The organism is Kitasatospora sp. NPDC057904 (genome assembly GCF_042887925.1).
Lineage (GTDB): Bacteria > Actinomycetota > Actinomycetes > Streptomycetales > Streptomycetaceae > Kitasatospora.
Genome location: NZ_JBHVOL010000001.1, coordinates 199,973 through 223,419 on the forward strand (window position 1 = coordinate 199,973; position 23,447 = coordinate 223,419).

The 23,447-nt window shown below is 71.1% G+C and carries 31 protein-coding genes and 2 pseudogenes; 15 read left to right on the plus strand and 18 right to left on the minus strand.

Translation table 11 applies throughout. From position 1 onward, the window contains the following. Nucleotides 1–3: 3 nt before the first annotated feature. Nucleotides 4–387 (plus strand): annotated as a pseudogene (locus ACFVSN_RS00935) (SRPBCC family protein); the annotation flags it as partial. 72 nt (nucleotides 388–459) lie between these two features. Here the strand turns inward: ACFVSN_RS00935 and ACFVSN_RS00940 are convergent. Genes ACFVSN_RS00940 through ACFVSN_RS00950 form a run of 3 tightly spaced genes read right to left on the minus strand, consistent with a single transcriptional unit; the run spans nucleotide 460 to nucleotide 2,103 of the window. Beyond that, complete coding sequence (locus ACFVSN_RS00940) at nucleotides 460–1,161, minus strand: catalase-related domain-containing protein (protein ID WP_387597659.1); 702 nt, start codon at nucleotides 1,159–1,161, stop codon at nucleotides 460–462. Further along, on the minus strand, nucleotides 1,158–1,739 hold the full coding sequence (locus ACFVSN_RS00945) for a catalase (RefSeq protein ID WP_387953713.1): 582 nt from the start codon (nucleotides 1,737–1,739) through the stop codon (nucleotides 1,158–1,160). Before ACFVSN_RS00945 ends, ACFVSN_RS00940 begins: the two co-directional genes overlap by 4 nt. Before the next feature lies 1 nt (nucleotide 1,740). Then, nucleotides 1,741–2,103 carry a catalase gene (locus tag ACFVSN_RS00950; protein ID WP_387953569.1) on the minus strand — a complete coding sequence of 121 codons (363 nt, stop codon included), beginning with the start codon at nucleotides 2,101–2,103 and terminating at the stop codon, nucleotides 1,741–1,743. Between the two features lie 259 nt (nucleotides 2,104–2,362). Here ACFVSN_RS00950 and ACFVSN_RS00955 point away from each other — a divergent pair, with 259 nt between their 5' ends. The 3 genes from ACFVSN_RS00955 (at nucleotide 2,363) to ACFVSN_RS00965 (ending at nucleotide 3,878) form a co-directional block, all read left to right on the plus strand. After that, a complete protein-coding gene (locus ACFVSN_RS00955; protein ID WP_387597656.1) occupies nucleotides 2,363–2,872 on the plus strand; it encodes a hemerythrin domain-containing protein in 510 nt (169 codons plus the stop codon). A gap of 28 nt (nucleotides 2,873–2,900) precedes the next feature. Next, entirely contained in the window at nucleotides 2,901–3,461 is a 561-nt protein-coding gene (locus tag ACFVSN_RS00960; protein ID WP_387597653.1) for a hemerythrin domain-containing protein, read from the plus strand. Between the two features lie 258 nt (nucleotides 3,462–3,719). Next, nucleotides 3,720–3,878 carry a MarR family transcriptional regulator gene (locus ACFVSN_RS00965; protein WP_387597650.1) on the plus strand — a complete coding sequence of 53 codons (159 nt, stop codon included), beginning with the start codon at nucleotides 3,720–3,722 and terminating at the stop codon, nucleotides 3,876–3,878. Nucleotides 3,879–3,975: 97 nt separating this feature from the next. Here ACFVSN_RS00965 and ACFVSN_RS00970 read toward each other — a convergent pair whose 3' ends face one another. Then, complete coding sequence (locus ACFVSN_RS00970; RefSeq protein WP_387597648.1) at nucleotides 3,976–4,164, minus strand: STAS domain-containing protein; 189 nt, start codon at nucleotides 4,162–4,164, stop codon at nucleotides 3,976–3,978. Further along, nucleotides 4,124–4,318, minus strand: a complete 195-nt coding sequence (locus ACFVSN_RS00975; RefSeq protein ID WP_387597645.1) for an STAS domain-containing protein — start codon at nucleotides 4,316–4,318, stop codon at nucleotides 4,124–4,126. The genes ACFVSN_RS00970 and ACFVSN_RS00975 overlap by 41 nt, the downstream gene beginning before the upstream one ends. 108 nt (nucleotides 4,319–4,426) lie before the next feature. Between ACFVSN_RS00975 and ACFVSN_RS00980 the strand changes: the two genes are divergently transcribed. Continuing rightward, entirely contained in the window at nucleotides 4,427–4,774 is a 348-nt protein-coding gene (locus ACFVSN_RS00980; RefSeq protein WP_387597642.1) for a hypothetical protein, read from the plus strand. Between the two features lie 234 nt (nucleotides 4,775–5,008). On the opposite strand, the gene ACFVSN_RS00985 is transcribed toward ACFVSN_RS00980, so the two are convergent. The 4 genes from ACFVSN_RS00985 to ACFVSN_RS01000 form a co-directional block, all read right to left on the minus strand. Beyond that, nucleotides 5,009–5,542 carry a DUF1360 domain-containing protein gene (locus ACFVSN_RS00985; RefSeq protein WP_387597640.1) on the minus strand — a complete coding sequence of 178 codons (534 nt, stop codon included), beginning with the start codon at nucleotides 5,540–5,542 and terminating at the stop codon, nucleotides 5,009–5,011. Nucleotides 5,543–5,571: 29 nt separating this feature from the next. After that, nucleotides 5,572–5,739, minus strand: a complete 168-nt coding sequence (locus ACFVSN_RS00990) for a hydrophobic protein (RefSeq protein ID WP_387597637.1) — start codon at nucleotides 5,737–5,739, stop codon at nucleotides 5,572–5,574. 162 nt (nucleotides 5,740–5,901) lie between these two features. Then, on the minus strand, nucleotides 5,902–6,171 hold the full coding sequence (locus ACFVSN_RS00995; RefSeq protein ID WP_387597634.1) for a hypothetical protein: 270 nt from the start codon (nucleotides 6,169–6,171) through the stop codon (nucleotides 5,902–5,904). 224 nt (nucleotides 6,172–6,395) lie between these two features. After that, the gene (locus tag ACFVSN_RS01000; protein ID WP_387597631.1) at nucleotides 6,396–6,581 is read right to left on the minus strand and encodes a hypothetical protein; all 186 of its coding nucleotides are present in this window, start codon (nucleotides 6,579–6,581) and stop codon (nucleotides 6,396–6,398) included. A gap of 463 nt (nucleotides 6,582–7,044) precedes the next feature. Here ACFVSN_RS01000 and ACFVSN_RS01005 point away from each other — a divergent pair, with 463 nt between their 5' ends. Further along, nucleotides 7,045–8,085, plus strand: coding sequence for a PHP domain-containing protein (locus ACFVSN_RS01005; RefSeq protein ID WP_387597628.1), 1,041 nt, complete (start codon nucleotides 7,045–7,047; stop codon nucleotides 8,083–8,085). Between the two features lie 440 nt (nucleotides 8,086–8,525). Further along, nucleotides 8,526–10,145 (plus strand): cytochrome bc complex cytochrome b subunit, encoded by a 1,620-nt coding sequence (locus ACFVSN_RS01010; protein WP_387597751.1) that lies wholly within the window; start codon nucleotides 8,526–8,528, stop codon nucleotides 10,143–10,145. Here ACFVSN_RS01010 and ACFVSN_RS01015 read toward each other — a convergent pair. Together ACFVSN_RS01015 and ctaD are read right to left on the minus strand one after the other, a co-directional pair. Beyond that, nucleotides 10,117–10,506: a cytochrome c oxidase subunit 4 gene (locus ACFVSN_RS01015; protein WP_387597625.1), complete on the minus strand. Its 390-nt coding sequence runs from the start codon at nucleotides 10,504–10,506 to the stop codon at nucleotides 10,117–10,119. The genes ACFVSN_RS01010 and ACFVSN_RS01015 overlap by 29 nt on opposite strands. After that, a complete protein-coding gene (gene ctaD / locus ACFVSN_RS01020; RefSeq protein WP_387953571.1) occupies nucleotides 10,503–12,194 on the minus strand; it encodes a cytochrome c oxidase subunit I in 1,692 nt (563 codons plus the stop codon). Before ctaD ends, ACFVSN_RS01015 begins: the two co-directional genes overlap by 4 nt. Before the next feature lie 379 nt (nucleotides 12,195–12,573). Between ctaD and ACFVSN_RS01025 the strand changes: the two genes are divergently transcribed. After that, entirely contained in the window at nucleotides 12,574–13,218 is a 645-nt protein-coding gene (locus ACFVSN_RS01025; RefSeq protein ID WP_387597619.1) for an HAD-IIIA family hydrolase, read from the plus strand. Nucleotides 13,219–13,573: 355 nt separating this feature from the next. On the opposite strand, the gene ACFVSN_RS01030 is transcribed toward ACFVSN_RS01025, so the two are convergent. Genes ACFVSN_RS01030 through ACFVSN_RS01040 form a run of 3 tightly spaced genes read right to left on the minus strand, consistent with a single transcriptional unit; the run spans nucleotide 13,574 to nucleotide 15,239 of the window. Beyond that, on the minus strand, nucleotides 13,574–14,326 hold the full coding sequence (locus tag ACFVSN_RS01030) for a metallophosphoesterase (protein ID WP_387953573.1): 753 nt from the start codon (nucleotides 14,324–14,326) through the stop codon (nucleotides 13,574–13,576). Further along, a complete protein-coding gene (locus ACFVSN_RS01035) occupies nucleotides 14,323–14,574 on the minus strand; it encodes a hypothetical protein (RefSeq protein WP_387600812.1) in 252 nt (83 codons plus the stop codon). The genes ACFVSN_RS01030 and ACFVSN_RS01035 overlap by 4 nt, the downstream gene beginning before the upstream one ends. Further along, on the minus strand, nucleotides 14,571–15,239 hold the full coding sequence (locus ACFVSN_RS01040) for a hypothetical protein (protein ID WP_387600809.1): 669 nt from the start codon (nucleotides 15,237–15,239) through the stop codon (nucleotides 14,571–14,573). Before ACFVSN_RS01040 ends, ACFVSN_RS01035 begins: the two co-directional genes overlap by 4 nt. Before the next feature lie 1,080 nt (nucleotides 15,240–16,319). Here ACFVSN_RS01040 and ACFVSN_RS01045 point away from each other — a divergent pair. Further along, nucleotides 16,320–16,667 (plus strand): PRC-barrel domain containing protein, encoded by a 348-nt coding sequence (locus tag ACFVSN_RS01045; protein WP_387600807.1) that lies wholly within the window; start codon nucleotides 16,320–16,322, stop codon nucleotides 16,665–16,667. A gap of 193 nt (nucleotides 16,668–16,860) precedes the next feature. On the opposite strand, the gene ACFVSN_RS01050 is transcribed toward ACFVSN_RS01045, so the two are convergent. Further along, nucleotides 16,861–17,280, minus strand: coding sequence for an SsgA family sporulation/cell division regulator (locus tag ACFVSN_RS01050; protein ID WP_387600804.1), 420 nt, complete (start codon nucleotides 17,278–17,280; stop codon nucleotides 16,861–16,863). A gap of 432 nt (nucleotides 17,281–17,712) precedes the next feature. On the opposite strand from ACFVSN_RS01050, the gene ACFVSN_RS01055 reads away from it, so the two are divergent. The 5 genes from ACFVSN_RS01055 to ACFVSN_RS01075 all read left to right on the plus strand — a co-directional run bounded on the left by ACFVSN_RS01055 (nucleotide 17,713) and on the right by ACFVSN_RS01075 (nucleotide 20,680). Then, on the plus strand, nucleotides 17,713–17,919 hold the full coding sequence (locus ACFVSN_RS01055; RefSeq protein ID WP_387600801.1) for a hypothetical protein: 207 nt from the start codon (nucleotides 17,713–17,715) through the stop codon (nucleotides 17,917–17,919). A 245-nt stretch (nucleotides 17,920–18,164) separates the two neighbouring features. After that, a complete protein-coding gene (locus ACFVSN_RS01060; protein ID WP_387600798.1) occupies nucleotides 18,165–19,133 on the plus strand; it encodes an LLM class F420-dependent oxidoreductase in 969 nt (322 codons plus the stop codon). 191 nt (nucleotides 19,134–19,324) lie between these two features. Further along, a complete protein-coding gene (locus tag ACFVSN_RS01065; RefSeq protein ID WP_387600795.1) occupies nucleotides 19,325–19,669 on the plus strand; it encodes a hypothetical protein in 345 nt (114 codons plus the stop codon). A gap of 159 nt (nucleotides 19,670–19,828) precedes the next feature. Continuing rightward, nucleotides 19,829–20,125: a hypothetical protein gene (locus ACFVSN_RS01070; RefSeq protein WP_387600792.1), complete on the plus strand. Its 297-nt coding sequence runs from the start codon at nucleotides 19,829–19,831 to the stop codon at nucleotides 20,123–20,125. A gap of 15 nt (nucleotides 20,126–20,140) precedes the next feature. Continuing rightward, nucleotides 20,141–20,680 carry a DUF6328 family protein gene (locus ACFVSN_RS01075; RefSeq protein WP_387600789.1) on the plus strand — a complete coding sequence of 180 codons (540 nt, stop codon included), beginning with the start codon at nucleotides 20,141–20,143 and terminating at the stop codon, nucleotides 20,678–20,680. A gap of 325 nt (nucleotides 20,681–21,005) precedes the next feature. Here the strand turns inward: ACFVSN_RS01075 and ACFVSN_RS01080 are convergent. The 3 genes and pseudogenes from ACFVSN_RS01080 to ACFVSN_RS01090 all read right to left on the minus strand — a co-directional run. Beyond that, nucleotides 21,006–21,650 (minus strand): annotated as a pseudogene (locus tag ACFVSN_RS01080) (SDR family oxidoreductase); the annotation flags it as partial. A 156-nt stretch (nucleotides 21,651–21,806) separates the two neighbouring features. Then, nucleotides 21,807–22,364: a hemerythrin domain-containing protein gene (locus ACFVSN_RS01085; RefSeq protein WP_387600786.1), complete on the minus strand. Its 558-nt coding sequence runs from the start codon at nucleotides 22,362–22,364 to the stop codon at nucleotides 21,807–21,809. Between the two features lie 87 nt (nucleotides 22,365–22,451). Then, nucleotides 22,452–22,613 (minus strand): YqaE/Pmp3 family membrane protein, encoded by a 162-nt coding sequence (locus ACFVSN_RS01090; RefSeq protein ID WP_243436374.1) that lies wholly within the window; start codon nucleotides 22,611–22,613, stop codon nucleotides 22,452–22,454. 310 nt (nucleotides 22,614–22,923) lie between these two features. On the opposite strand from ACFVSN_RS01090, the gene ACFVSN_RS01095 reads away from it, so the two are divergent. Continuing rightward, nucleotides 22,924–23,091 (plus strand): hydrophobic protein, encoded by a 168-nt coding sequence (locus tag ACFVSN_RS01095; protein WP_387600783.1) that lies wholly within the window; start codon nucleotides 22,924–22,926, stop codon nucleotides 23,089–23,091. The last annotated feature ends 356 nt before the right edge of the window (nucleotides 23,092–23,447 follow it).

Consider the following 23,447-nt stretch of genomic DNA (forward strand, 5'->3'; position numbering starts at 1 on the left):
CGTCAGTTCCCCCGGTTCATGGAGGGCGTCGACTCGGTCACCCAGCTGGACGACCGGCACAACCACTGGCGCACGAGCATCGGCGGCGTCAGCCGTGAGTTCGACACCGAGATCGTCGACCAGCTGCCCGACGAGCGGATCGCCTGGCGCACCATGGACGGGGACGTGCAGCAGAAGGGCGTCGTGACCTTCGAGCGGGTCGACGACCGGCACACCCGGGTCAACATGGCCATCGACTTCCAGCCCGAGGGCATCGCCGAGCGGGCCGGCGACCTGCTCGGCGTCGTGGACCGCAGGGTGAAGGGCGACCTTCACCGGTTCAAGGAATTCATCGAGCAGCACGGCCGGGAGGAAGGCGGCTGGCGGGGCAGGATCACCCCCGCCTGAACCCCTGACAGCGCCCACGACGTCCGGTGGCGCCCGAGCGATCGCGCACCACCGGACGTGGCCTGTGCGGGGTCAGCGCTGCGGGAAGCGGTGCTGCTCGACGAGGCCGGCGAAGTCCTCCCAGAACGCCGGGCCGGCTGCCTCGTCCGCACGGCAGACCGCTACGCCCGCCGTCGCGTCCGGCACGTCGAGGCCGGCGGCGCGGGACAGGTCGGCGCCGGACCCCAGCAGCGCGACGGGTTTGCCATGCCTCCATGCCTCGGCGAGGAACCTGACGGCATCCGGGTCGGAGCACAGGGCGCGGTCGCCGCTGTCCGGGACGACCAGAGCGTCGTAGAGGACCGAGGCGACGGTCGGCAGCGGCCGGTCCACCGGCAACCGGGCACCGTCGCCCGCGAGTACGTCGCCGCCGTACGCGGCCAGCGTCTCCACCACGGCGCCCCGCGCACCCAACTGCTCGTGCGCATCACGGACCTGCTCCCCGTCCACCCCCGGTGCGGCCAGGACGGCGACCTTGCGGGTGCGGACGCCGGACCCGCGCTGGTGTTCCAGGCTCAGCGCAGGCGAGGTCCGGGGACCGGCCGTGTCGTTGCCCTCCGATGCCGTCGCGGCCTCGGGTTCGGGCTCGCCGACCCGCCGGGCGACCTCCGCAGCCAGGCCCGGGTCGACGTGGACCAGGTTGCCGACCATGCGCCGCCGGACCCCTTGGTCACCGACCTTGCCCAGCTCGAACGCGAACGCCGAGGCGATGTGCTCCTGCTCCCAGTCACTCATGCTGCGCCAGAACAGACCGGCCTGGCTGTAGTGGTCGGCGAAACTGGAACTGCGCCGACGGACCGCCGCGCCGTCGGCCCTCTCCTGGTAGTGCTCGAAGACGCCCTCGGGCAGCCGGCCACCCCCCAAGGTGAAGGGCAGCCCCCGCCGACCGAGTTGGGCTCGTAGCTGGTGCCCGGGTGGATCACCTGCTGCCCGTAGCCGTCGCGGTGGTTGGTGCGCACGTCGGCGAGCGGGCGATTGACGGGCAGCTGGGCGAAGTTGGGGCCGCCGAGCCGGATCAGCTGGGTGTCCAGGTAGGAGAAGTTGCGGCCCTGGAGCAGCGGGTCGTTGGTGAAGTCGATGCCGGGCACGATGTTTGCGGTGTGGAAGGCCACCTGCTCGGTCTCGGCGAAGAAGTTCCGCGGGTTGCGGTCGAGGACCATCCGCCCGACCGGCCGCACCGGCACCAGTTCTTCCGGGACCAGCTTGGTAGGGTCGAGCAGGTCGAACGGGAAGGCGAACTCGTCCTGCTCCGACACAAGTTGGACGCCGAGCTCATACTCGGGGAAGGCGCCGGCCGCGATCGTCTCCCACAGGTCACGGCGATGGAAGTCGGGGTCGCGCCCGGCGGTGAGCTGGGCCTCGCTCGGGGATGCGCTCGTGGTCGAAGTGGGTGAGCTTCTCGCGCAGGTGGAAGTCCTCCAGCAGGGTGGGTCCCCGGTCGCCGACGGCGAGCGAGTTGTCGGTGTCGTCGACGCGCACGCCCTGGTCGGTGGTGAGCGAGCCGTGCGGGTACGGCGCGCGGGCGGCGCCGAGAGCGGATTCCTTGCCGTCCCGCTCCGGTTCCTCGGGCTGCTCCTCGGGGGTCGGCTGTGCGCCCGGGCCGCAGGGCGGTCCGTGCGGGTTCTGCCAGAGCCGGATACACCATGCCCTGCGGGTTGCCGCCCTCGAAGGAGCCAAACGGTGACCAGCCGGTTGATCACGGCGGGCTGCCGCAGACCCTGAGGGTCGGCCGCCGCGCTGCGCGGCGGCCGAGCGCGGCGCTCTTCTGCCCCACCAACACCGGCGTTGGCCGCCCCGGCGGTCGTTCCGGAACCGGGACGTACCACGAGGGTGCCCAGAATCGGCACGACCAGTCCGCCCGACGACCGGCGTTTGACCCGGCACGGAGCGGGGACACGCGCGGGCGGGCGGGGAACCCGCTGAAGGGAGACCAGTGATGTCCCACGATGCCATCGTCCTGCTGCGGGAGGACCACAAGGAAGTCAAGCGCTTGTTCCGCGAGTACCGGGACATCGCCGAGGACGGCGACGACGGCGACCATGCACGCAAGGAAACGGTCCAGCGAATCGTCGAGGCGCTGACCGTCCACACCTATCTGGAGGACGAGCTCGTTTACCCCCGCATCCGCCAGGAGGTGCCCGGACTCGCCGAGGACATGGACCGCGCCAAGGAGGAACACCACGTGGCCGACCTCCTCTGCGAGGAACTGGCCAAGATGGATCCCGACGACGAGGGATACGACGCCAAGACCTCCGTCCTGATCGACGCCGTTGAACGGCACATCGAGCAGGAGGAGGGATCGTGGTTCCCGATGGTCCGCGCTGCCCTCGGCCGCAAGGAGCTCCAGGAGATCGGCGAGCGGATGCAGGCCGTACGCGAGACCGCGCCGCGCCGCCCGTCCGCCGGTGGCGTACTGCACCGCATCGCCGACGCCCTGGAGGGCTGACGACGGGCCACCGGGAAAGGAGGACACCGTGCACCACGACGAAGACCTGCTGGACCAGCTCACCGCCGACCACCACGCCGTGCTGATCCGCTTCAGCGAACTCAGCGGCATCCCCAGCGGGGACCCGCAGCGTAAGGAGTTGGTCGACCTAGTGACCGACAGGCTCGTACGCCACACCCGCGCCGAGGAACAGCACCTGTACCCGCTGGCCCGGGAGCGGCTGGCGGACGGGCCGGCCGTGGTGGCCCGCGAACTCGCCGACCACCACGCTGTGGAGGCGCTCCTGGAGGAACTCCGCCCGACCCCCGTCGACTCGCCGCGCTTCGACCGCCTGGTGGCCCGCCTGGCCGAGGAGGTCACCCGGCACGCCGGCGACGAGGAGGCGCGGCTCTTCCCGGCCGTTCGCGCCGTCGCCACCGGGGCCGAGCTGCGCGCCCTGGGCGCCCGAGCACGCGCGACCAAGGAGTCCGTCTCCGGACGGCCCCGCCACCAGCGTCCCGACGCCCGGCCGGCCGACCGCCTTCCCGAGCCCGAGCGCTCACTCGGCGAGCGGCTGCGGGCCTTCCTGACACCGGGGGAACCCGGTTGACCGGCCATCGGCTCACCGCCCCATGAGGGTCACCGACAGTGTGGCGGGACCCGTGTCCCCGGTGGCACCCGGGTCAGCGGTGGTGGCCACGATCCGGGCCGGGGAGCGGCTGTAGAGGTACGGGCGGACGGCTCCGTCCACCATTCGCCCGGCGAAGTTCCCTGTCAAGCGTTGCACGAATCCGGACGTGTGCTTCCGCACCCGGCGGACCAGCCGACAGGCCCGGGACGGTGGACCTTCCTCACCAACCACGCCCGCGTGCTGGTCCAGATCGCCCGGGACGCGGGAATCAGGGTGAGCGAGATCGCCGCGCGCTGCCTGCTCACCAAGCGCGCCGTCCAGCGGATCATCGTCGACCTCGAACAGGCCGGCTACCTGACCCACGAGCAGCAGGGCGGGAGCATCACTACCTCGTGATCGCGAGCAAGCAACTGCGGCACCCGGCCGACGCGGGCCCGACGCTGGCGGAACTGCTGGCCGTCCTGCTGCGCTGAAGCGGCCGCTGCCGTCCGGGTCAGCCCGGGAAAATGCTGGCGCCGACTGCGGCCTGCAGGCTCGCGCGCACCGTGAAGACCTGATCGGTTCCCGTGATCGCGAGAAGCCGCCTGATCTGCCGCCCGGGCCCGGCCAGAACCAACCAGACTCCTGCGGCCTCGGCGTTCTCACGGGCCCGGAGGAGCGCGTTCAGCCCAGGCGGAATCACAGAACGTGAGCGGCGCGACGTCGACCACCAACAGATCGGGCCCAGCGGCCACCGCCTCGGCCAGGGCTTCGTCGAGGGCGGGCCTCGTCTCGTGGTCCGCCTCGCCGGCGACCCGGCACACCGAGGCACGGACAGCCCGCTCGCTCGCGGTCACCCGTGTCGACGATCACGAAATTCCCCGCTTCGTGTGGTGTCGCGTCACGTAATGCGGCAGGTCGCCTCGCCGGCTGACGATGTCGGTCCGAGGTGAGACCGTTCATGCATGGCTGATATGGACGGCACAGGAGCGGAAACGGGCGTTGAGCACGCCGTCATCGCGCGCTATCGACTGGCGGAGGACGGCTACGGCGGGCAGAACCAACGGGCGGCTGTCCGCCATGCCCAAGCGCTCTTGACCGAGGCGATCGATCAAGCCGGCGTTGGCGAGTTCGACGGAAATGAGTTCGGGGGCGGCGAGGCCACGCTCTACGCATACGGCCCCGATGCCGATGCGCTCTTCACCGTCATGGCACCCGTCCTGCGTGACCTTCCGTTCCGCCCGGCGCATGTCATCCTGCGCTACGGATCAGCGTCCGATCCTTCGGCAACCCAACACCGCGTGGATCTCTGAGCCAGGCGAGAGTCTGGGGATTACGTGAACGCAGGCCTGGGGAATTACGTGATCGTCCACACACCCGCAATCGCGCGTCGGCCTGCCCAGGCGTGTCGTGCCGGTCCGGTTGGTCGGACATGAGCTCCGATCCCGTTCGTCGACGTCCGTCTACGATCATCTCCCCGGGAAGCTACGGACGCATCACCCGGGAAGCCGCGTACCCCGCCGGCTTCGGGCCGCGGGGTACGTCATCTATCGCGATGCGGCCTCCTGAAGCCCGGCCCGGGCGAAGTGCAGCAGGTCGGAGAGCGCGAGCGCGGACAGCCCAGAACTGACGAGCCGGGTCGCCTGCGGAGCGAGGACCTGTCCCGCCGTGAGGCCGGTGGAGATCCACAGGCCGGCACAGAACGGACAGGTGATCAGCTCGCCGATGGCACGTCGCACCCCCTCGCCCCGGACGTCCTCCGCGAGTTCGGCCGGACCTGCCTGGCCGCGGAAGCGGGCGAACGGCAGCCTGACCGGACTGGTCACGGAATCCTTCGCCACCAGCCGGGACAGCCGGTGCACAGCGCCGGCAGTGAGCATCACGTCCCACGGGCCGGGCGTCGGTAGCGGCCGTTCCGCCCGCCGGGCGAAGGCCGTGAGCACGCCGACGCAGCCCAGGTAGGCGCCCATGACAGTGAGGTAACCGCCGATCGGCTGTTCACCCTCCGGCTCGTACGCCGTGCGTTCGCGGCGGAGCGAGGAAGCAACGGCGTTGGCGGCGGACCTTCCGGAGCCGCTCACGGTCGGATCAGGGTACGCGTGGAGGCCGGTCACCATCGGTACCACCGGCGACCGCCAGCGGCTCCGCCGCCGGTGAGGACGAAACCGAGGACCCAGACGACGAGGACGGCCAGGGCGATCCACCACAGGATGTGGATCGCGAAGCCGGCGCCGCCCAGGATCAGTGCGAGCAGTAGGACGAGGACGAGGAGAAGCATGGGAGTCGACCTCTCACGGGTAGCGGGATGTTTCCGGACACCGCGCCTGCCCTATTCGGCCAGTCCTATGCCCCGATGCCCGTGCCGCGCGAGTCCAAGGCGGTGCCGTCATCGGCGGCTCGAAGAGGTGTAGCCCTGCGGCGGGCGGCCAACGGTCCCTCGTCACCACTCGATGCGTCTCGGCTCATCTGGGTGGTAGAGGTACTGGCGGCGCCCCGCACCGTCGGTGCCGACCGCCTGGATGTGGCCGCCCGGTTTCGGGCAGATCCACACCTGCGTCCATGCCGGCGGGATGGCGAGGGCCTTGAGCCTGGCCAGTACCTCGGGATCGCGCAAGGCCGCGCCGTGGGCGTCGCGGTACTCGAAGCCCCGGCCGCGGCGGACACGAGTCCAGCCGGGCCGGTGCGGATCACTGGTCGACAAGCGCGCCATAGCGCCTCCTGTTCTCGGCGCAGCGCCGGCTCCGGTTGCCACCGACCACAGCGCCGCAGAGCTTCGTGGGGCGGGTACCCGTTTCGGGCAGCGGCTCGCGGAACGTTGCCCGCAGGGTGGTGTCGGCGAACCGTGTGAAGGTGGTACTGAAGCCGATCTGACCTCCGCCCAGGCCGGGCAGTCCTGCGACTCCTGTGGGTGGTCGCCTTGCGCTGGGCGGGGACTCATTCCTGGGATCTTTCCTGTTGGCCGTCGTCGCTCTCAGCGTCAGGGGAGTTGGCGTCGTCCTCCTGCTGCCGGGCGCGCTCGATGAGTTCACTGTTCTTTTCGTCCACATCGTCCTTGAGATGCGACAGATCTTTGGACTTCCGGTGGGCTTGCTCGCGGTCGAAGGCGTTCGACGAACGCACCTTCCTTTGTCGACGGCAGGAGCGTCGGTGTGACCAGCACCGCCCCTGTCCGGCAGGGGCAGGTCGAGCGCACTGCGGGCCGTCATCCGCGTGAACGTGTGAGCGATGTATCGGCTGCGGTGCTCACCCGACCGGCCAGTCGCCACGGCTTCGGACGCCTACGGATCCGCTGCGACGACATCCCGCGAGACCTTCCTCAGACTGGCCTGCTGCGTGATCACCTACAGACGCATCCGAGCCTTGTGTCGGCTCCTCTTGCTCGGCGTTTGCCCGTGCCGAAAGCGGCTACACGCCCGGATGCGGGGCAGTCCGACTCCGTTCCGCCCTCATCTCCTGCGCCACCTCGACCCGGCGCGCTCCGCACACCAGCACGCCTACCACTACCACGGCCGCCTGACCACCGTCGTCGACCTGGTCGCCGCGCTCGTTCGCCGCGGCGTCCCGACCGGAAGGCCACCCTGCGATGGACCCTGCCGAAGCGCTCCGGCGCATCGCCTTCCTTCTGGAGTGGAACGCCTCCGAGCGGAACGGCCCAGAGCAGAAGGGTACTTCGTACCGGGTCCGCGCGTTCCACGCGGCCGCCGAGGCCGTCTACAGCCTGGCACCCGGGCCGGTGGAAGCAGCAAGAGCCCAGCTGCTCCCCGGCATCGGCCCCGTCACCGCCGAGGTGATCGCCGAGGCCTCCGCCGGCCGGACACCCGCCTACCTCGCCCGCCTGGAGGCAGCGGCCGGGCCTGCCGCACAGGCCGCTTGGCAGCTGGCATCAGCGGCGCAGGGCGACTGCCACCTGCACTCGGACTGGTCGGACGGCGGCCACCCGATCGAGGAGATGGCCGACGCGGCCCGCGCCCTCGGACACAGCTGGGCCGTGCTCACTGACCACTCCCCCCGTCTCACGATCGCCCACGGGCTGAGCCCTGAACGCCTCCGGTACCAGCTCGATGCTGTCGCCGCCTACAACGGCCCCGGCCGCAGCAACGGCTTCCGGCTCCTCAGCGGGATCGAGTGCGACATCCTGGATGACGGCGCCCTCGACCAGGAACCCGACCTGCTCCGGCAGCTCGACGTCGTGGTCGCCTCGGTGCACTCCAAGCTCCGCTCCGAACCGGAGCCGATGACCGCCCGGATGCTGGCGGCGGTCCGCAATCCCCGAACGAACGTCCTGGGGCACTGCACGGGCCGGATCGTCACCGGGCGCGGCAGACCGCGATCCCGCTTCGACGCCGACGCCGTCTTCGCTGCCTGCGCCGAGACCGGGACCGCCGTGGAGATCAACTGCCGCCCTGAGCGCCGCGATCCGCCCGACGACCTGCTGCACCTGGCTGCCGAGGCGGGTTGCTTGTTCGCCATCGACACCGACGCCCATGCGCCCAGCCAACTGCACTGGTACACCACCGGATACGCCCGCGCCGCACGCCTGGGCCTCCCCCCGGAGCGCCTGGTCACCACCTGGCCGTGCGAACGTCTCCTCTCGTGGACGGTCCGGGAACAGCCACCCGGGTGAGTGGACGTTCGACCGGCCCCGCACGACGGTCACCCATCTCGGGGACGGGCAACGCGTTTGCCAGCTCTGGCCGGTGTCCCGCCCAGGAGCAGCGGATAGCGAGGCGTGAACGCCGCCCGGATTCGACGCCGAGCACCCGTTCGCCGCAGCGCTGCACCGCTTCTCGAAGAGCTGGCTCCGCCTGCGGAGGGTGGCTTCGACCGCGGGGGTTCAGGGGCCACGGCCTTCTGGGCCAGACGCACCCGCCGGCCGAGATCTCGGCGTACGCCGTTGGAGTGCTCTGCCACTGCCCGACGGCAGAGCCGCAGCGCTCGGCCACCCCGCGCACCGCGGGTCGCACTAGGTTGCCTCGCGTGGAGCCAACCGAGTCACCCGAGGTCACGAGCAAGCCACCGGCAGCAGAGCGTGCCGCCACCGCCCTGGACGGGCGCCTACCGGTCATGGAGGCGGGCCGGGAGTTCCTGCGCAAGGTCTTCCCGGACCACTGGTCCTTCCTGCTGGGCGAACTCGCGCTGTACAGCTTCGTCATCCTGCTGCTGACGGGCGTCTACCTGACGCTCTTCTTCCAGCCGAGCATGAGCGAGTCCGTGTACGACGGCTCCTACCTGCCGCTACGCGGCGTACGATTGTCCGAGGCCTACACGTCGACGCTGCGCATCAGCTTCGACGTGCGCGGCGGCCTGCTGATCCGGCAGATCCACCACTGGTCGGCGCTGCTGTTCACCTCGGCGATCGGTGTCCACCTGCTGCGGGTGTTCTTCACCGGCGCCTTCCGCCGCCCGCGCGAGCTGAACTGGGTCATCGGCGTGACGCTGTTCACCCTCGCCCTGCTCGAAGGGTTCTCCGGCTACTCGCTGCCCGACGACACCCTCTCCGGCACCGGGCTGCGGATCGCCGAGGGCGTCCTGCTGTCGTTGCCCCTGGTCGGCACCTACCTCACGTTCTTCGCGTTCGGTGGCGAGTTCCCCGGGCAGGCGGTCATCCCCCGGCTGTTCACCGTGCACATCCTCCTCGTGCCCGGTCTGCTGCTGGCACTCATCGGGGCGCACCTGACCCTCGTCGTCGTGCTGAAGCACACGCACTGGGCCGGGCCCGGGCGCACCAACCGGAACGTGGTCGGCATGCCCTTCTTCCCGCAGTTCCTCACCCGGACCACGGGCCTGATGTTCGCGGTCGGCGGCGTCATGACGCTGTCGGCCTTCCTCGCGGAGATCAATCCGATCTGGCGCTACGGCGCCTACCGGCCGGACGTCGCCGGGTCCGGTGCCCAGCCCGACTGGTACATCGGCTTCATCGAGGGCGCGCTGCGGATGATGCCCGCGGTGGAGACGCGCGTGTTCGGCCACACGGTGTCCTGGAGTGTCCTGCTCCCCGCCGTGGTCCTGCCCGGCCTGATGTTCGCCCTGCTGTACGCGTACCCCTTCGCCGAGCGGTGGCTCGACCCCCACCCGGGCGAGCACCACCTGTGCGACCGGCCGCGCAACAAGCCCACCCGCACCGGGTTGGGGGTCGCCGGGATCACGTTCTATGCGGTGCTGCTCGTCGCCGGCGGCAACGACGTGATCGCGTTCGAGTTCGGCGTGTCCGTCAACGCGCTCACCAACGTGCTGCGCGGCTCCCTGATCGTCCTGCCCGTCCTGGCGTTCATGCTCACCCGGCGGCTGTGTCTGGCCCTCCAGGCCAGAGACCTCTCCCGGCTCCTGAACGGCGACGAGAGCGGCCGGATCGACCAGTCCATCGACGGCGGTTTCGAGGGCCACCACCGGCGCGTACGACCCGCCGAGCGCCAGGTCATCCTGGTGCGCGACGCGCCGGTCCCGCCGCCGGCCCCGGAAGGGGCACCGCGACGGGAGCGGGCGCGGGCCGCCGCGAGCTCCTGGTTCTACCGCGACCGGGTCGAACTGCCCGCCTCCGAGCGGGAATCGGAGCGGGTCGCCGCCATCCTCACCGCCCCGGAACACCCCCGCACCCCGGCCGAACGGGCGCCCCGGGCGGCCGCGGCCGGCCCCCTGCGCCGACTGCTGCGCCGGATCACGCTCCGTCGCGGTACTGGAAGATGAACCCGAACACGGCCACCGCGAGCAGCACGGCGCCGACGACGACCAGCCACAGGGCGAACACCACGCCCAGTGCGAAGACCGTCACGGCCACGGCCGCGAGCACCGGGTAGCCGCTGCGGGGCGGGAAGAACCCGATCGGGCCCGCGGTCTCCGCGATCTCGGCGTCCTTGCGGTCCTGCGGCCGGCCGTGGCCCCGCCGCTGGTGCTGGATGAACCAGAAGAGGGCGATCAGGGCCGACATCAGGAACCCGACCGTCAGGATCGCCTTGCCGGCTGGTTCCCGCGCCCAGAGTCCGTAGACGAGCCCGGTCACGGCGAAGAACGCCGCCATGATGGAGAACAGCCATCCTTCGGCCTTCATCGCGTGTTCCCCCTCTTCTCGGAGACCCCGGACGACCGGCTCTCGCACTCCTCCGTCGGGACCTCCGGATGGTGCAGGTCGAAGGCCGGGGATTCGGAGCGGATGCGCGGCAGCACGTGGAAGTTGTGCGCGGGCGGCGGACAGGACGTCGCCCACTCCAGCGACCGGCCCCAGCCCCACGGATCGTCCCGGTCGACCATGCGACCGTGCCGGGTGGTGATCCAGACGTTGTAGAAGAACGGCAGGTTGGAGATCCCGAGCATGAACGCGCCGCACGAGGCGAGCACGTTGAGGGCCGTGAAGCCGTCCACGTCCAGGTACGTCGCGTAGCGGCGCGGCATGCCCTGGGCACCCAGCCAGTGCATGACGAGGAAGGTGGTCTGGAACCCTACGAACAGGATCCAGAAGTGCACCTTCCCGATCCGCTCGTCGAGCATCTTCCCGGTCAGCTTCGGCCACCAGAAGTAGAAGCCGCCGAAGGTCGCGAACACGACGGTGCCGAACAGGACGTAGTGGAGGTGCGCCACGACGAAGTAGCTGTCGGTGACGTGGAAGTCGATCGGCGGCGCGGCCAGCAGCACCCCGCTGAGCCCTCCGAACAGGAACGTCACCAGGAACCCGATCGACCAGAGCATCGGCGTCTCGAAGGACAGCGAGCCGTGCCACATCGTGCCGACCCAGTTGAAGAACTTCACCCCGGTGGGCACCGCGATGAGGAACGACATCATGGAGAAGAACGGGAGCAGCACCTGACCGGTGGCGAACATGTGGTGCGCCCACACGGACATCGACAGCGAGGTGATGGCGATCGTCGCGCCGATCATCCCGTAGTAGCCGAACACCGGTTTCCGGCTGAAGACCGGGATGATCTCGGTGACGATGCCGAAGAACGGCACCGCGACGATGTAGACCTCCGGGTGCCCGAAGAACCAGAAGAGGTGCTGCCACAGGAGCGCACCGCCGTTGGCCGCATCGAAGACGTGCGCGCCGAACTTCCGGTCGGCCTCCAGGAGCAGAAGGGCCGCGGTCAGCACCGGGAAGGCCAGCAGCACCATGATCGACGTGAACAGCACGTTCCAGGTGAAGACGGGCATCCGGAACAGCGTCATGCCGGGGGCCCGCAGGCAGGTGATCGTGGTGATGAAGTTGACCGAGCCGAGGATCGTGCCGAGGCCCGCAACGACCAGCCCCAGCGCCCACAGGTCGCCGCCCGTGCCGGGCGAGAACACCGGACCGTTCAGCGGCGCGTACGCGAACCAGCCGAACGCCGGCGCCCCCGTCGAGGTGAGGAAGCCGCTCAGGACCAGCAGCCCGCCCAGCAGGAAGGCCCAGTAGGTGAAGGCGTTCAGCCGGGGGAACGCGACGTCGGGCGCCCCGATCTGCAGCGGCATGATCGCGTTGGCGAAGCCGGCGAACGTGGGAGTCGCGAACAGCAGCAGCATGATCGTGCCGTGCATGGTGAACATCTGGTTGTAGCGCTCATGCGACAGGAACCCCGTGTCCGGCCCCATCAACTGGACGCGCATCAGCAGCGCCATCACCCCGCCGACCAGGAAGAACCCGAAGGCCGTCACCAGGTAGAGGTTCCCGATGACCTTGTGGTCCGTGGTGAACAGCCACCGCAGCACGGTGCTGCCCTGGTGGAGCCGGGTCCGGACGCGGGGCGGCGCGGTGGCCGGAGCAGTCATGGAACCTCCGCAGCGGAACGGGCGGCATCCGCGAAGACGGGCGGGCTTTCGCACGCCACCGGCGACCCTAGCGGCGCCCGACGGCCCGCCCGGCCCGCCACGCTGCACGCCCTCCGACCAGCCCATTCACCGGGGGCGCGACCGGGCCCCCTCAGCTGCTGAGGACTCGGTCGAGGTGCAGCGCTGCTCGCTGCGGGTACGCGAGGCCCCCCGCCGACCCCGCCCCGGACCGTGTGGGGGATTCCGCCCGGCGCCGACGCGATCGCCGCCGTCCGGGACTACCTCACCGGGCACGTATCGCCGGAGCAGTGACGCTCGCCCTGACTGGAGAGAGCCCGTAGGCCGTTTGGCGGCGAGCCCCGCGGTAACCCGCAGGAGTATGGCCTACCTAGGAGAACCCGTACCCACCGTCCCGCAGCTCCGTCCGAGCACCGGCTGCCCGGACCTCACCGGCTCGTGGCTGTTCACCCGCCCCGGCCGCATCTCGGCTGACGAGCCGACGGGCGCCGTGCTGTTCGGCCGCGACGGCACGCTCCTCCAGGACGTCTCCTGCAACGGCGACCCCGCCCTCGTCCTTCCGATGGCGGGCGTCCGAACCGCGCTCACGGCCCTGCGCGGAGCCGGTCTCGCCATCGGCGTGCTGAGCAACCAGCCGGGCGTCGCGCGCGGGCTGATTGCGCGTCACCAGGTCGAGGCCGTCCAGGCGCGCGCCGAATTCCTGCTGGGCCCGTTCGACGTGTGGGCGGTCTGCCCGCACGGCCCGAAGGACGGCTGCCCATGCCGCATGCCCGCTCCCGGCCTGGTGGCCGCCACGTGCCAGGCCCTCAGCCTTCCGCCCGCCCGGGTCACCGTGATCGCCTCTGGCGGCGCCGTCGTCGCCGCCGCCCTGGCCGCCGGGGCGCACGCGATCCGCGTGCCCGAGGCGCCGTCCCGGGCGCGCGTGCCGTGCCCGCCCTGCCTGCTGACCACCTGCCGGGCCGCGGCCGGCCCGACCGAGGCCGCCGATCTCGTGCTGCGGCACTGACCTCTGAAATCCCCACCCACCGCGCCCACCACCAGGGCGGAGAACGCTATGAGCATCAATCCCCGCTCTCCCGAGCACCCGCCCGCCCACAGCCCCGGGATCCAAGGCCCGCATCCCCGGCCCGCCGGAGCGGCGGCTCGGGGACAGCGTGGAGGCCGCCCTGGAAGCGGACCGTGCACCCGCCCCGGACAGCCGGACCGCCCGGAGCGGCCGGAGCGGCCGGAGCCCCCGGCGGCCGGACACCGCCGCGGCGTGAGGACGGAACCGTAACAAAGCACCGGCTGGTGGAACCAACCGGACCGACGCGGTCAGGATCGGCCCCTACGGGGTCGCATCTACCCGGGCCGCCGCATACCTAACGGTCCGCTACGGAGGGCTTGTCCACGTCGCCGTGCAGCCGGTAGACCGCGAACGCCCGGCCGATGACCGGCTGCGCCACGTTCCGCACGCGCACGCCGCAGGCCGTGAAGCCGCGCTCGGTGCCCAGGTGCGCGTGGCCGTGGACGGCGAGGTCGGCCCCCGCCGCGTCGATCGCCTCGGCGAGCAGGTAGCTGCCCAGGAAGGGGTAGATCTCCGGCGGCTCCCCGGCCAGGGTGTCGGGCACGGGGGCGAAGTGCGTCAGCGCGATCCGCACGTGGCAGCCCTCGGCCGCCAGCTCGTCCAGCGCGCGGCGGAGACCGTCCGCGCACTCCCGCGAGTGCCGGATGAAAGCCTTCATCTCCGGCTCCCCGAACTCCCCGCCGCTGCGCCCGGCGAACCCGCCGCCGAAGCCCTTGGTGCCGGCCACGCCGACCCGCCGTCCGTCCACACGGACGACGGTCGCCTCGCGCTCCAGCACCCGGACGCCGTGGGCGGCCAGGATCCGGGTGACTTCCCCGGGGCCGCCGGCGTCGTAGTCGTGGTTACCGAGGACCGCGATCACCGGGACCGCCAGGCCGGCCACCTCCTCCCCCACGACCGTGGCCTCCTCAGGCCTCCCGTGCCGGGTCAAGTCCCCTGCCAACAGGAGCAGATCGGCCCGCTCCCCCAGCGTGGCGAAGGCCGGGCGCAGCAGGCCGCGGCTGTCCGGGCCGAGGTGGATGTCCCCGACGGCGGCGACCCGGATCACAGGAGGTCCTCCTCGCCCACCGGGGGGCTGCCGTCGGCCAGGGCGATGTCGGTGTGCACCACCAGGCCCGCCAGGGCCTCGGTGACGATGCGTTCGACGGCCGCTCTACGCTGCTCGGTCGGCACGGTGCCACGAACGGTGATGCGGGCGCCGTGGAGTTCGATCCGCAGGCCGAGTTCGCCGACCTCGTCGTCGGCGAGGCGGTCGCACAGGTGGGCGAGCCGGTACTCGGTGTCGTCGGTCGTCATCGGTCCGTCTCCTCGGATCCGTCGGGCCCGATCACCTGGAGCCGCTCCAGGAGGTACAGGAAGGCGTCCGGCATCGGCTTTCCGCTCCGCTCGGCGCGCACCCGGCCCCAGTCGACCTTCTCCCGCAGCGGCCGGACCACCGCCAGCACCGCCCCGAAGTCACAGTGGTGCTCGGAGAAGGCCGCCAGCAGGCTGCCGACCATGTCGGTGGCGGCGAGCACCGGCATGTGCACCGAGTCGACCGGCAGCACCTCGGCGCGGTCCAGCAGTTCCGAGGTGACCGGCCGTTTGGCGAGTTCGAGGATCAGGTCGACGTCCTGACCGAGGCAGCGGGCCTTGATCAGCCAGTCCTCCGGCGGCAGGAACACCTGGAGTCCGGCCTCGCGCAGCGTACGGGTCACGGCGGCGGCGTCCTCCCTGCGGATGCAGAAGTCGGCATCGTGCTGGAGCCGCACGGTCGCGCCGTGCGCGTAGGCGGCAACCCCGCCCGCGAGCGCGAACGGGTGCTCCTTGGCCTTCAGTAGCGAGCCGATCCGCTTGGCCGCCTCCAGGATCGCCTGAGCCCGGTCGGGCGGGAGTCCCCCGGCCTGGTCCGGGGACGGCCAGTCGTCTGTCCCCGGGCCCGCCGGCACGCCCGGTCCGAGACGTTCGATTCGCTGGTCCACTGGACCTCCCCGGGCCGTCGCGTTCCTCCCGGCCGGGCCGTCCGGCCGGAACGTGCCCCGGCGGGTACCCCACTGGCCCGTGCTCATGCCACGCAATCCCCAATGTCTCCCAGCGACCGTGCGGACGGCAGACGGCGGACGGCGGACGGGCGAGCAGTTCGGCGGCGTCGCGGTGGACCTCGGTAGCGCCGCGCAACGGAGCCCGTGGGCTCGCGAACCGCGGCTGCCGGGTGATGCTCACCGGCCGGAACGAGCTCGCACCGAAACGGGCCGACCGGCGGCTGCGCGGCCAGAACGGTCAGGCGCCCCGATCGACCGGACGGCAATCGGGGCCCGGGTGATGCCCACCGGTGTGGCCCGCGGGCTTCGCAGGGGCCGTGTGGGCCCGGAACACCGGATGTTCGGGGTCTGCCGGTGTGTGGTCGGGCTGGAGCACCCGAATATTGGCCGGTTTGTCGAGTTCCAGAACAAGAACGGTGTCCATCCGGCCAGCCTGGCCGTCGGCCCCTGGCGGCGCACACCCACGGCGGCGTTCGGAGCAGACGAAGGGGCTTGGCGGTGTGGGTGAGGGAGCTGGTACCCGTGGGCCACCGCTGCCATCGTGGTGCCGCCCTCGCCGAGGGCTGCTGCATCGCGCTCGTCCCGCATGCTGCCGTACTACGGCGGCATGACACAGCACGTGCATGGCCCAGCCATGCCGTCGCCACGGCGTGTTTCGCTGCCCCGAAGCAGGGCAGCCGCTTCACCGGGAACCGACTCCGCCGGGCACGGGCACACAATCGTGCTTGAGCGCACCCGCCGCTACGACGCCACCGACGTCGCCTCGTCCTGCCCGCGTACCACCCGACGGGGACGCCAGTGTCGTCCGGAGACTTCAACAGCTGGCAGGCGGGCATCCACCCGTTCACCACCTGGCCGGACGGCATACGCGCGGTGACCGTGGCAATGCCCCCGCCGGGGGCCGCATTGCCTTCCGCTATCTCGCCCACGGCGGCCACTGGTTCGACGACCCCGACGGGGCCAACGGCTGACAGCACAACTGACCGGCCCTCACACACCAACGACAGGAACGGACACGTCATGACGGACATCTGGGGCTACAGCGCCTCCTCGCAGTACACGCCCGGCACAGACCTGAACGGCTACAAGGTCGAGGCCACCGACGGAACCGTCGGCAAGGTCGACGACGCAACCGACGAGGTCGACGCCGCCTACATCGTCGTCAACTGCCGGCCGTGGTTGATAGGCAAGCACGTGATGCTGCCTGCCGGCACCGTCACCCGCGTGGACCACGAGAACGAGACGATCCACGTGGGCCGCACCAAGGACCAGATCAAGGAGGCCCCCGAGTACAACCCCGACATCCACAGGAACGACGCCGGCTACCGGACCACGCTCGGCAGCTACTACGGCAATCTCCCGCGCTGAACCGGCAGGTACGGGCCCGGGCCGCACGGGGGGCGGCTCGGGCCCGCACCGCGCTGCCCGGTGAGCGTCTCGACGAGGACGTCATCGACTACCTGCGCGCCGGGCACGACGCAGGGATGCTCATCCCCGACTCCGCCCGCCCCGACCTGCGCAGTGTGCGCGTCGCCGTCCAGGGCGGCACCGCGTGAGGCGATCAGTCGGCGGCGCGCAGGCGGGCGAGAACCGTGTCGACATCGAGGTGGTCGGCCTCCGATCCTGCCGGCACCAGCGTGAACGAGTCCGCGAGGAAGCCGGTCACGGCGTCCTGCGGGGCGCTGACCACCGCCTGGCCGTCCGAGCCCTTCAGGGTGATGAGGACTTCGCCGGCGCACCCGGGCCTGACCTTGACGTCTCCGTCGCCAACTGGGACGTGGCGGCCCTCGTTCAGCAGGTCGCGGCCGAAGTACCAGCACAGCCCCGTCCCGTTCGCGCAGCCGAAGGGAGCCGACGGGAACACGAGGCAGGCCGCGTAGGGAAGCGTGGCGTCGAAGCGGAGCTCGGCGTCGACCAGGACGTCGGGCAGCAGGCTTTCGGGAAACGTGACGGGCAGGGGGCGGACAGCGGACTTCTGCAAATCCGATCACCTTCCTGGTGGGCACCGAGCCGGACAGGCCGGTGCGTGCCAGCAGCGCCTACCCCAGCGTCCACTCGCCAGTCGGCAAGCCCGATATCTGCACAACTCCCCCTCCTTCAAGGCATGTTGGCCGCACGAAAGGCGGGCCGGCCCGGCTTGAGGTGCCCGCGCGTCTGCATCGGCGGCCTGACGCTCGGGGGCCGCCGACCGCCGGTGACGGTGAGCACTCGTCAGGCAGGTCGCGCAGGAACGGCCGTCGAGTGGATCGCACTCGTCGTCGGCTGCTGACATGCTCAGCTGATCGCACCTCGTGTACGGAGGGATTCCGCTGATGCTTGTGCTGTCCGTGCTGGAACGGCGTTCGGGCTGGTTGTGGTGAGGGGCTGGGTGATCGGGGCTGTCGGCGGGCCGGGTGGGCCACTGCGGTTGCTGGTGGCCCTCGTCGACGGTCGGCGGCTGGTGACCGGGGAGCTTTCCGAGCGGGAGCGGGCCGAGCTTTGGGCGCAGGTCGTCGGGCGGTTTCGGGAGCCGCATGCGGTCCGGTCGGTGGTGTGGTGGCTGCACCCGGTCCTTGCCGTCGTCGTCGAACTGGAGGCCGACCGAGTAGTGCGAACCGCCCTACCCGCAGCGGAAAGCTGAACGCCCCCTCCTCACATGGGAGCCGCGATGCCCGCGAAGTCGCAGGGGCGCTCACCTGCTCGGAACGGGACTCGCAACCGCACCGATTCCCCGGCGGGCGGTGAGGCGGGCGAGGCCGTCGCCCACATCGGTCAGCGACTGACCGTGGCCGCACACGGGGCGCCGCCCGCCGGCGCCAGCTCAGCCGTTCCAAAGCGGAGGCGCCGCTCGTGTGCAGGATGCCGCGTCCGGGGCAGACGCGGCCCATGGTGAGAATCGGATACACGATGATGACCGAGCAGCGCGGTCCGCGAGATCTGGTCGCGGACGTGGTGCGCGCGGAGCGGGCCGGCTTCGATTTCTCGGTGATCTCGGACCACTCCTTTCCCTGGCTGGACGAGCAGGGCCACGCCCCGTACGCCTGGGCGGTACTCGGCGCCGCCGCGCAGGCCACCTCCCGCATACCGCTGATGACCTACGTCACCTGCCCGACCTTCCGCTACCACCCCGTGGTGGTCGCGCAGAAGGCCGCCACGGTGCAGCTGCTCTCCGACGGCCGTTTCCGGCTCGGTCTGGGCAGCGGCGAGAACCTCAACGAGCACGTGGTCGGCCATGGCTGGCCCGCGGTGGCGGTGCGCCAGGCGATGCTCGACGAGGCCGTGCAGATCATCCGGGAGCTGTTCGCGGGTGGCTACGTCACCCGTCACGGCCGGTACTTCGACGTCGAGGGCGCCCGGTTGTGGGACCGTCCCGACCGGCCGCCACCCATCGGGATCGCCGTCTCGGGGCCGGACTCCTGCGAACTGGCGGGCCGGCTCGCGGACCTGGTGATCGCCGTGGAGCCCGACCCGGCCCTGGTCGCGGGCTTCGCGCAGCACGGCGGGGCCGGGAAACCGGCGGTGGGCCAGCTGCCGGTGTGCTGGGACACCGATCGGGACGCCGCCGTGCGACGGGCCCACGAGCAGTTCCGCTGGTTCGGCGGAGGCTGGAAGGTCAACGCCGAACTGCCCGGGACCGCGGGCTTCGCCGCCGCGAGTCGCTTCGTCCGCCCCAGCGACGTCGCCGAGGCCATCCCCTGCGGTGACCGGGTCGACGACTTCGTCGAAGCGATCCGGCCGTTCGCCGACGCCGGGTTCGGCGAGGTCGCCCTCGTCCAGGTCGGCGGTGACAGCCAGCCGGCCTTCCTCGACTGGGCCGAGAGCACCCTGCTGCCCGCCCTGCGAGCAGCGTTGTGAACCGCGCCCGACCCGGCGGGCGGTGCTGCTCCGCCACCGGCCGCGGCAGGAGCGTCGGCGGCCTTGGGGGCCCCTCCCGCCGGGTTCGGTTCACCCGATCGCCGACGCGCCACCAGGCGGTGGCCCGCAGGGCCGCCGTCGGGCCGGCCCGCCCGGCGGCGGGCTGACTCCCGCAGACGTAGGTTGCGGGCATGACCAGTGACGAGACGACGGTCCCGGCCGTGGGGGTGCGCCCGCTGGACGAGGTGTTCGACGCGATCGAGGCGGCGAACCGTCGCCCGCAGCCGTGGACCGGGTTCGACCACGCAGTCCTGGGGGCCTATCGGTGGGCCGCCGGCGCCCAGGTCGCGGCACCGGTCACGGCCGCCGCCGCACTCGGTGCCGCCGGGCCGTGTCGGGCGCAGTTGCTGGCCGAGTGCCAGGCCGCCGCGGTCCGCCTGCACGAGGCCCATGCCGCAGGTACGGACAGCGCGGGCGCCCTGGGCGCCTACCAGGCGCTGGCGTGGCTGTGCGGCCACCACGACGACCGTCCCTGACCGCCATCGCTCCCGGAAAGATGCCGACATCGTGCCCAGCCCGAACACACCACCCCAGTGGAGGAGCCCGCGCTCCCGACCTGACCCTCCGGTGGCCTTCGGGTCCGACCGCGTGGAGGACGCCAGCCGGCGCTTCCTCCTCTACGGGGTCCTGCCGCTGTGGTTCGCCCCGGCCGTCGCGGACCGATCGAGCAGCACATCCACAGCTTCCTCGAAGTCCTCCCGCTCACCGCCGTGGCCTTCACGGCCTGCCTGCACTGGGACCAGGTCCGTTCCCTCCTGCGCGGCGGCGACTCCCACCACAGCTGGCGTCTGTACCCCAAGTCCCGCCCGTTGTCCGCCGGCTATCTGGCCGGATTCACGGCAGCGGTCACCGCGTTCATCGCCCTGCCCTACGGCGAGGAACTCCTGCGCTGCGCACGCGCCCAGAGCCGCCGCAGCAAGAATCGCCCGTAACCGGAGGAGGATCCGTTGACGACGAATAAGGGCGCGCCGGGCCGGGACGAGACACCTGAGGAGCGGGCCGACCGCCTGTGGACCGACATGCTCCAGGAAGTGCGTGTCTGCCAGACCGGCGCACAGATCCTCTTCGGCTTCCTCATCGGCGTCGCCTTCACCCCCCGCTTCGTCACCCTGCCCGACTTCGACAAGAACCTCTACACCGCCACCGTCGTCCTCGGCGCCCTCGCCACCGGCGCCCTCATAGCCCCCGTGGCCTTCCACCGCCTCCTCGCCGGCCACGACATGAAACCCGAACTCATCCACGTCGCCGGCCACCTCATCGCCACCGGACTCATCACCCTCGCCCTGACCATCGCCGCCGCCCTGCTCCTCCTGCTGCGCACCGCGACCGGCAACCCGGCCGCTGCGTGGATCATCAGCGCCTCCGTCCTGGCGTGGTTCACCACCACCTGGCTCGTCCTGCCCCAGATCGTGCTGCGGCGTACAGCCGCACGCCAGGCCACCACAGGCGAGAACGGGGAGGCGGGCGGCGGCCGGCCCCCGCGATGACGGCCCGTGCTTTCGGGCAGGCAGTCCAGGACGGGAGGCCCGGCGGTCATCGTGCTGAGCGCCGCCGGATCGGGGCCGAACGGCCGTCGAGCACGCTGCGTTCCGTTGCGACCGGGCAAACGGTGACGTCGCGCAGGACGATGCAGGGCCGGTGCAGCGGGTACGCGCGGGTCCGCTTGATCGCGGCTGCGGCAACCTCCTGGTGTTGAGGTCGATCTCGCCGGTGAAATAGCAGACGGCGGTAAGGCCGATCCGGGCATGCCCTTCGGAGAAGGGCGAACCGCGCCAAGGCTTCCCGCGATCCTGCAGGAGCACCTTCACGCTGCTAGGGCAGGGGGGTGCCGCCGGTGGCGTTGAGGATCTCGCCGGTGATGTAGGACGCTTCGGGCGAGGCGAGGAACACGAAGGCGGGGGCCATCTCGGCAGGCTGGGCGGGGCGGCCGAGAGGGGACTGCTCGCCGAAGTGCGCGACCTTCTCCTTGTCCATGGTCGCGGGGATCAGCGGAGTCCACACGGGACCCGGTGCCACCGCGTTGACCCGGATCCCCTCGGGTGCGAGCTGTTGGGCCAGACCTTGGGTGAACGCGACGATCGCCGCCTTCGTCATGGCGTAGTCCAGCAGGTGCGGACTCGGCTTGTACGCCTGCACCGAGGCGGTGTTGATGATCGCCGCTCCTGGGCGCAGGTGGGGCAGGGCCGCCTTGGTGAGCCAGAACATGCCGTGCAGATTGGTGCGCATGACCCGGTCGAACTGGCCGGTGGTGATCGCGGTGAGCCCATCGGGCTGGGACATCTGGTAGGCAGCGTTGTTGACGAGGATGTCCACGCCACCGAGCTCGGTGAGGCACCGGTCGGGCAGGCGGGTGCAGAAGTCCTCGTCCCGCAGGTCTCCGGCGACGGGCAGGGCGCGCCGGCCGACCTGGGTGATCAGGGCTGCTGTGGTGTCGGCGTCGGCCTGCTCCTCCGGCAGGGGGGCCGCGCTGCCCCGCTCGTGACCGACCAGTGTAGATGGCTGCCTGCGGTCTGGGGCATGACCCGCATCACGCCTGCCCGAGCGGGCACCGGGGCCGGACCGGTGTGCGGGCCGGCCCCAGTCGTCGAGGCGCCTACCGCGACGTGCTCAGAACTACTTGCCGCGGCCGGTGACGAAGTCGCGCGCCCGGTCGACCAGCCCGACACCGGGGGCAAGCAGCTTGCTGGCCATCGGGGAGTCGGGGGCGGCGGGGTGCGGGCGGGTCGGGGCCATGGACTTGGCCCGGCGGATCTTGTCTCCGAGGTCGTTCAGCTGCTCGGGCGTACAGGCTCGGCGCAGCATCGGGAAGAGGTTGTTCTCCTCGTCCTGGACGTGGCCGGCGACCTCGTCCATGAGCCGCTGGAGCAGCGGGCTCATCTGCGGGTCGTCCGTTCTCGTGTTCTCCAGCTGCTTGAGGATCTCCTCGACCCGGCCGTGGTCGGCGATCTCCTTGTCCGCGAGCTTGTCGCCGCCCTGGACGTGCTCGCGCACCGCCGGGTAGAGGTACTGCTCCTCAGCCACCGAGTGGCGCACCAGCTCGATGGTGACCTCGTCGACCGCGTCGCGCAGCTGCTGGCCGCCGCTGGTCATGGCCTGGATCCTGGCGAACATCTCCTCCACCTCGCGGTGGTCGGTCATCAGTTCGTGGATTGCGTTTCCGCCGTGTCCCATTGTCGCCTCCACATAGGTTGCGGACGGGTGTGTCCCGCCCAGCCAGAAGGGGTCCCCGCAGACCGGGGTCGGGCTCCGGGACCGTGATCAGTCCTGGACGACCTGGTAGATGCCATAGATGACACCGGGTACGTGGCCGCAGAGCTGGAGCAGGAAGGCCCACAGCACCTTCATGCTCGGGCCGTCCTTGATGAGCACCGCCAGCCACGGCAGGACCAGGCACAGCAACACGAGCAGTACCTTCACCATGATCGCTCCTCGATCCTCGGGATTTCCGGTCGCCGGGATCAGTTCGGGCTGGTCCGGGCCACCGCCAAGCGATGCCAGCCGCTCTGCGGTGCTCGACATCCCTGCCTCGGCTGCCCGCCCGCACGCTGGGCAAACCCCTCGCTCCAACAAGACCCGGTTGAGGCCGATGGAGCGCCGGCGGCGGAGCAGGACGAAAGCAGTTACCGAGTGCGTCGGGTCGCGGAACGCGGGTACACGCTCGGGCGCGGCGCCCCTCGCTCGATCGCCGGGCACGTCCTGGGGCGCGGACACTGTCGAAAAGGAGCCTCCCATGCTCGCCCTTGTCCTGGTCCTACTGCTCGCACTGATCCTCGGCGGTCTCGGATTCGCCATCCACGTGCTGTGGTGGGTGGCGCTGGTGGTCTTGGCGCTGTGGCTGCTCGGGTTCGTCTTCCGCGGCGCTGCAGAGGGTGGACGCAGCCGCTGGTACCGCTGGTAGTAGCGGCAGGCCTCACCCGGGCCCGCCGTCGGAGCCGAAGGAGCCAACGGTCCGAGACGACGGAAGGAAGTGCCCGAGGTGAGCGTGTTCCTGGCGCTAACGGTGATCACCATTGTCCTCATCGTCCTGGGGCACTGGTGGGCGTTGTCGTCCACGGAATGCTGTACCTGCTGTTCATCGGCATCGTGGTGTTCGTGGCCGGCGTGACCGATCTCGCGCTCGCCGCCTCCTGGCGGTGCCCTATCCATTGACCGCCCGCCCGGCCCAGGTGGAGCAGTCCGGCAGGGCCGTCCGCCGCATCCGAGAGGCCTGCGAACGCGTCGCGCCCTACGTTCGGGGTACACGATCCGGCACCC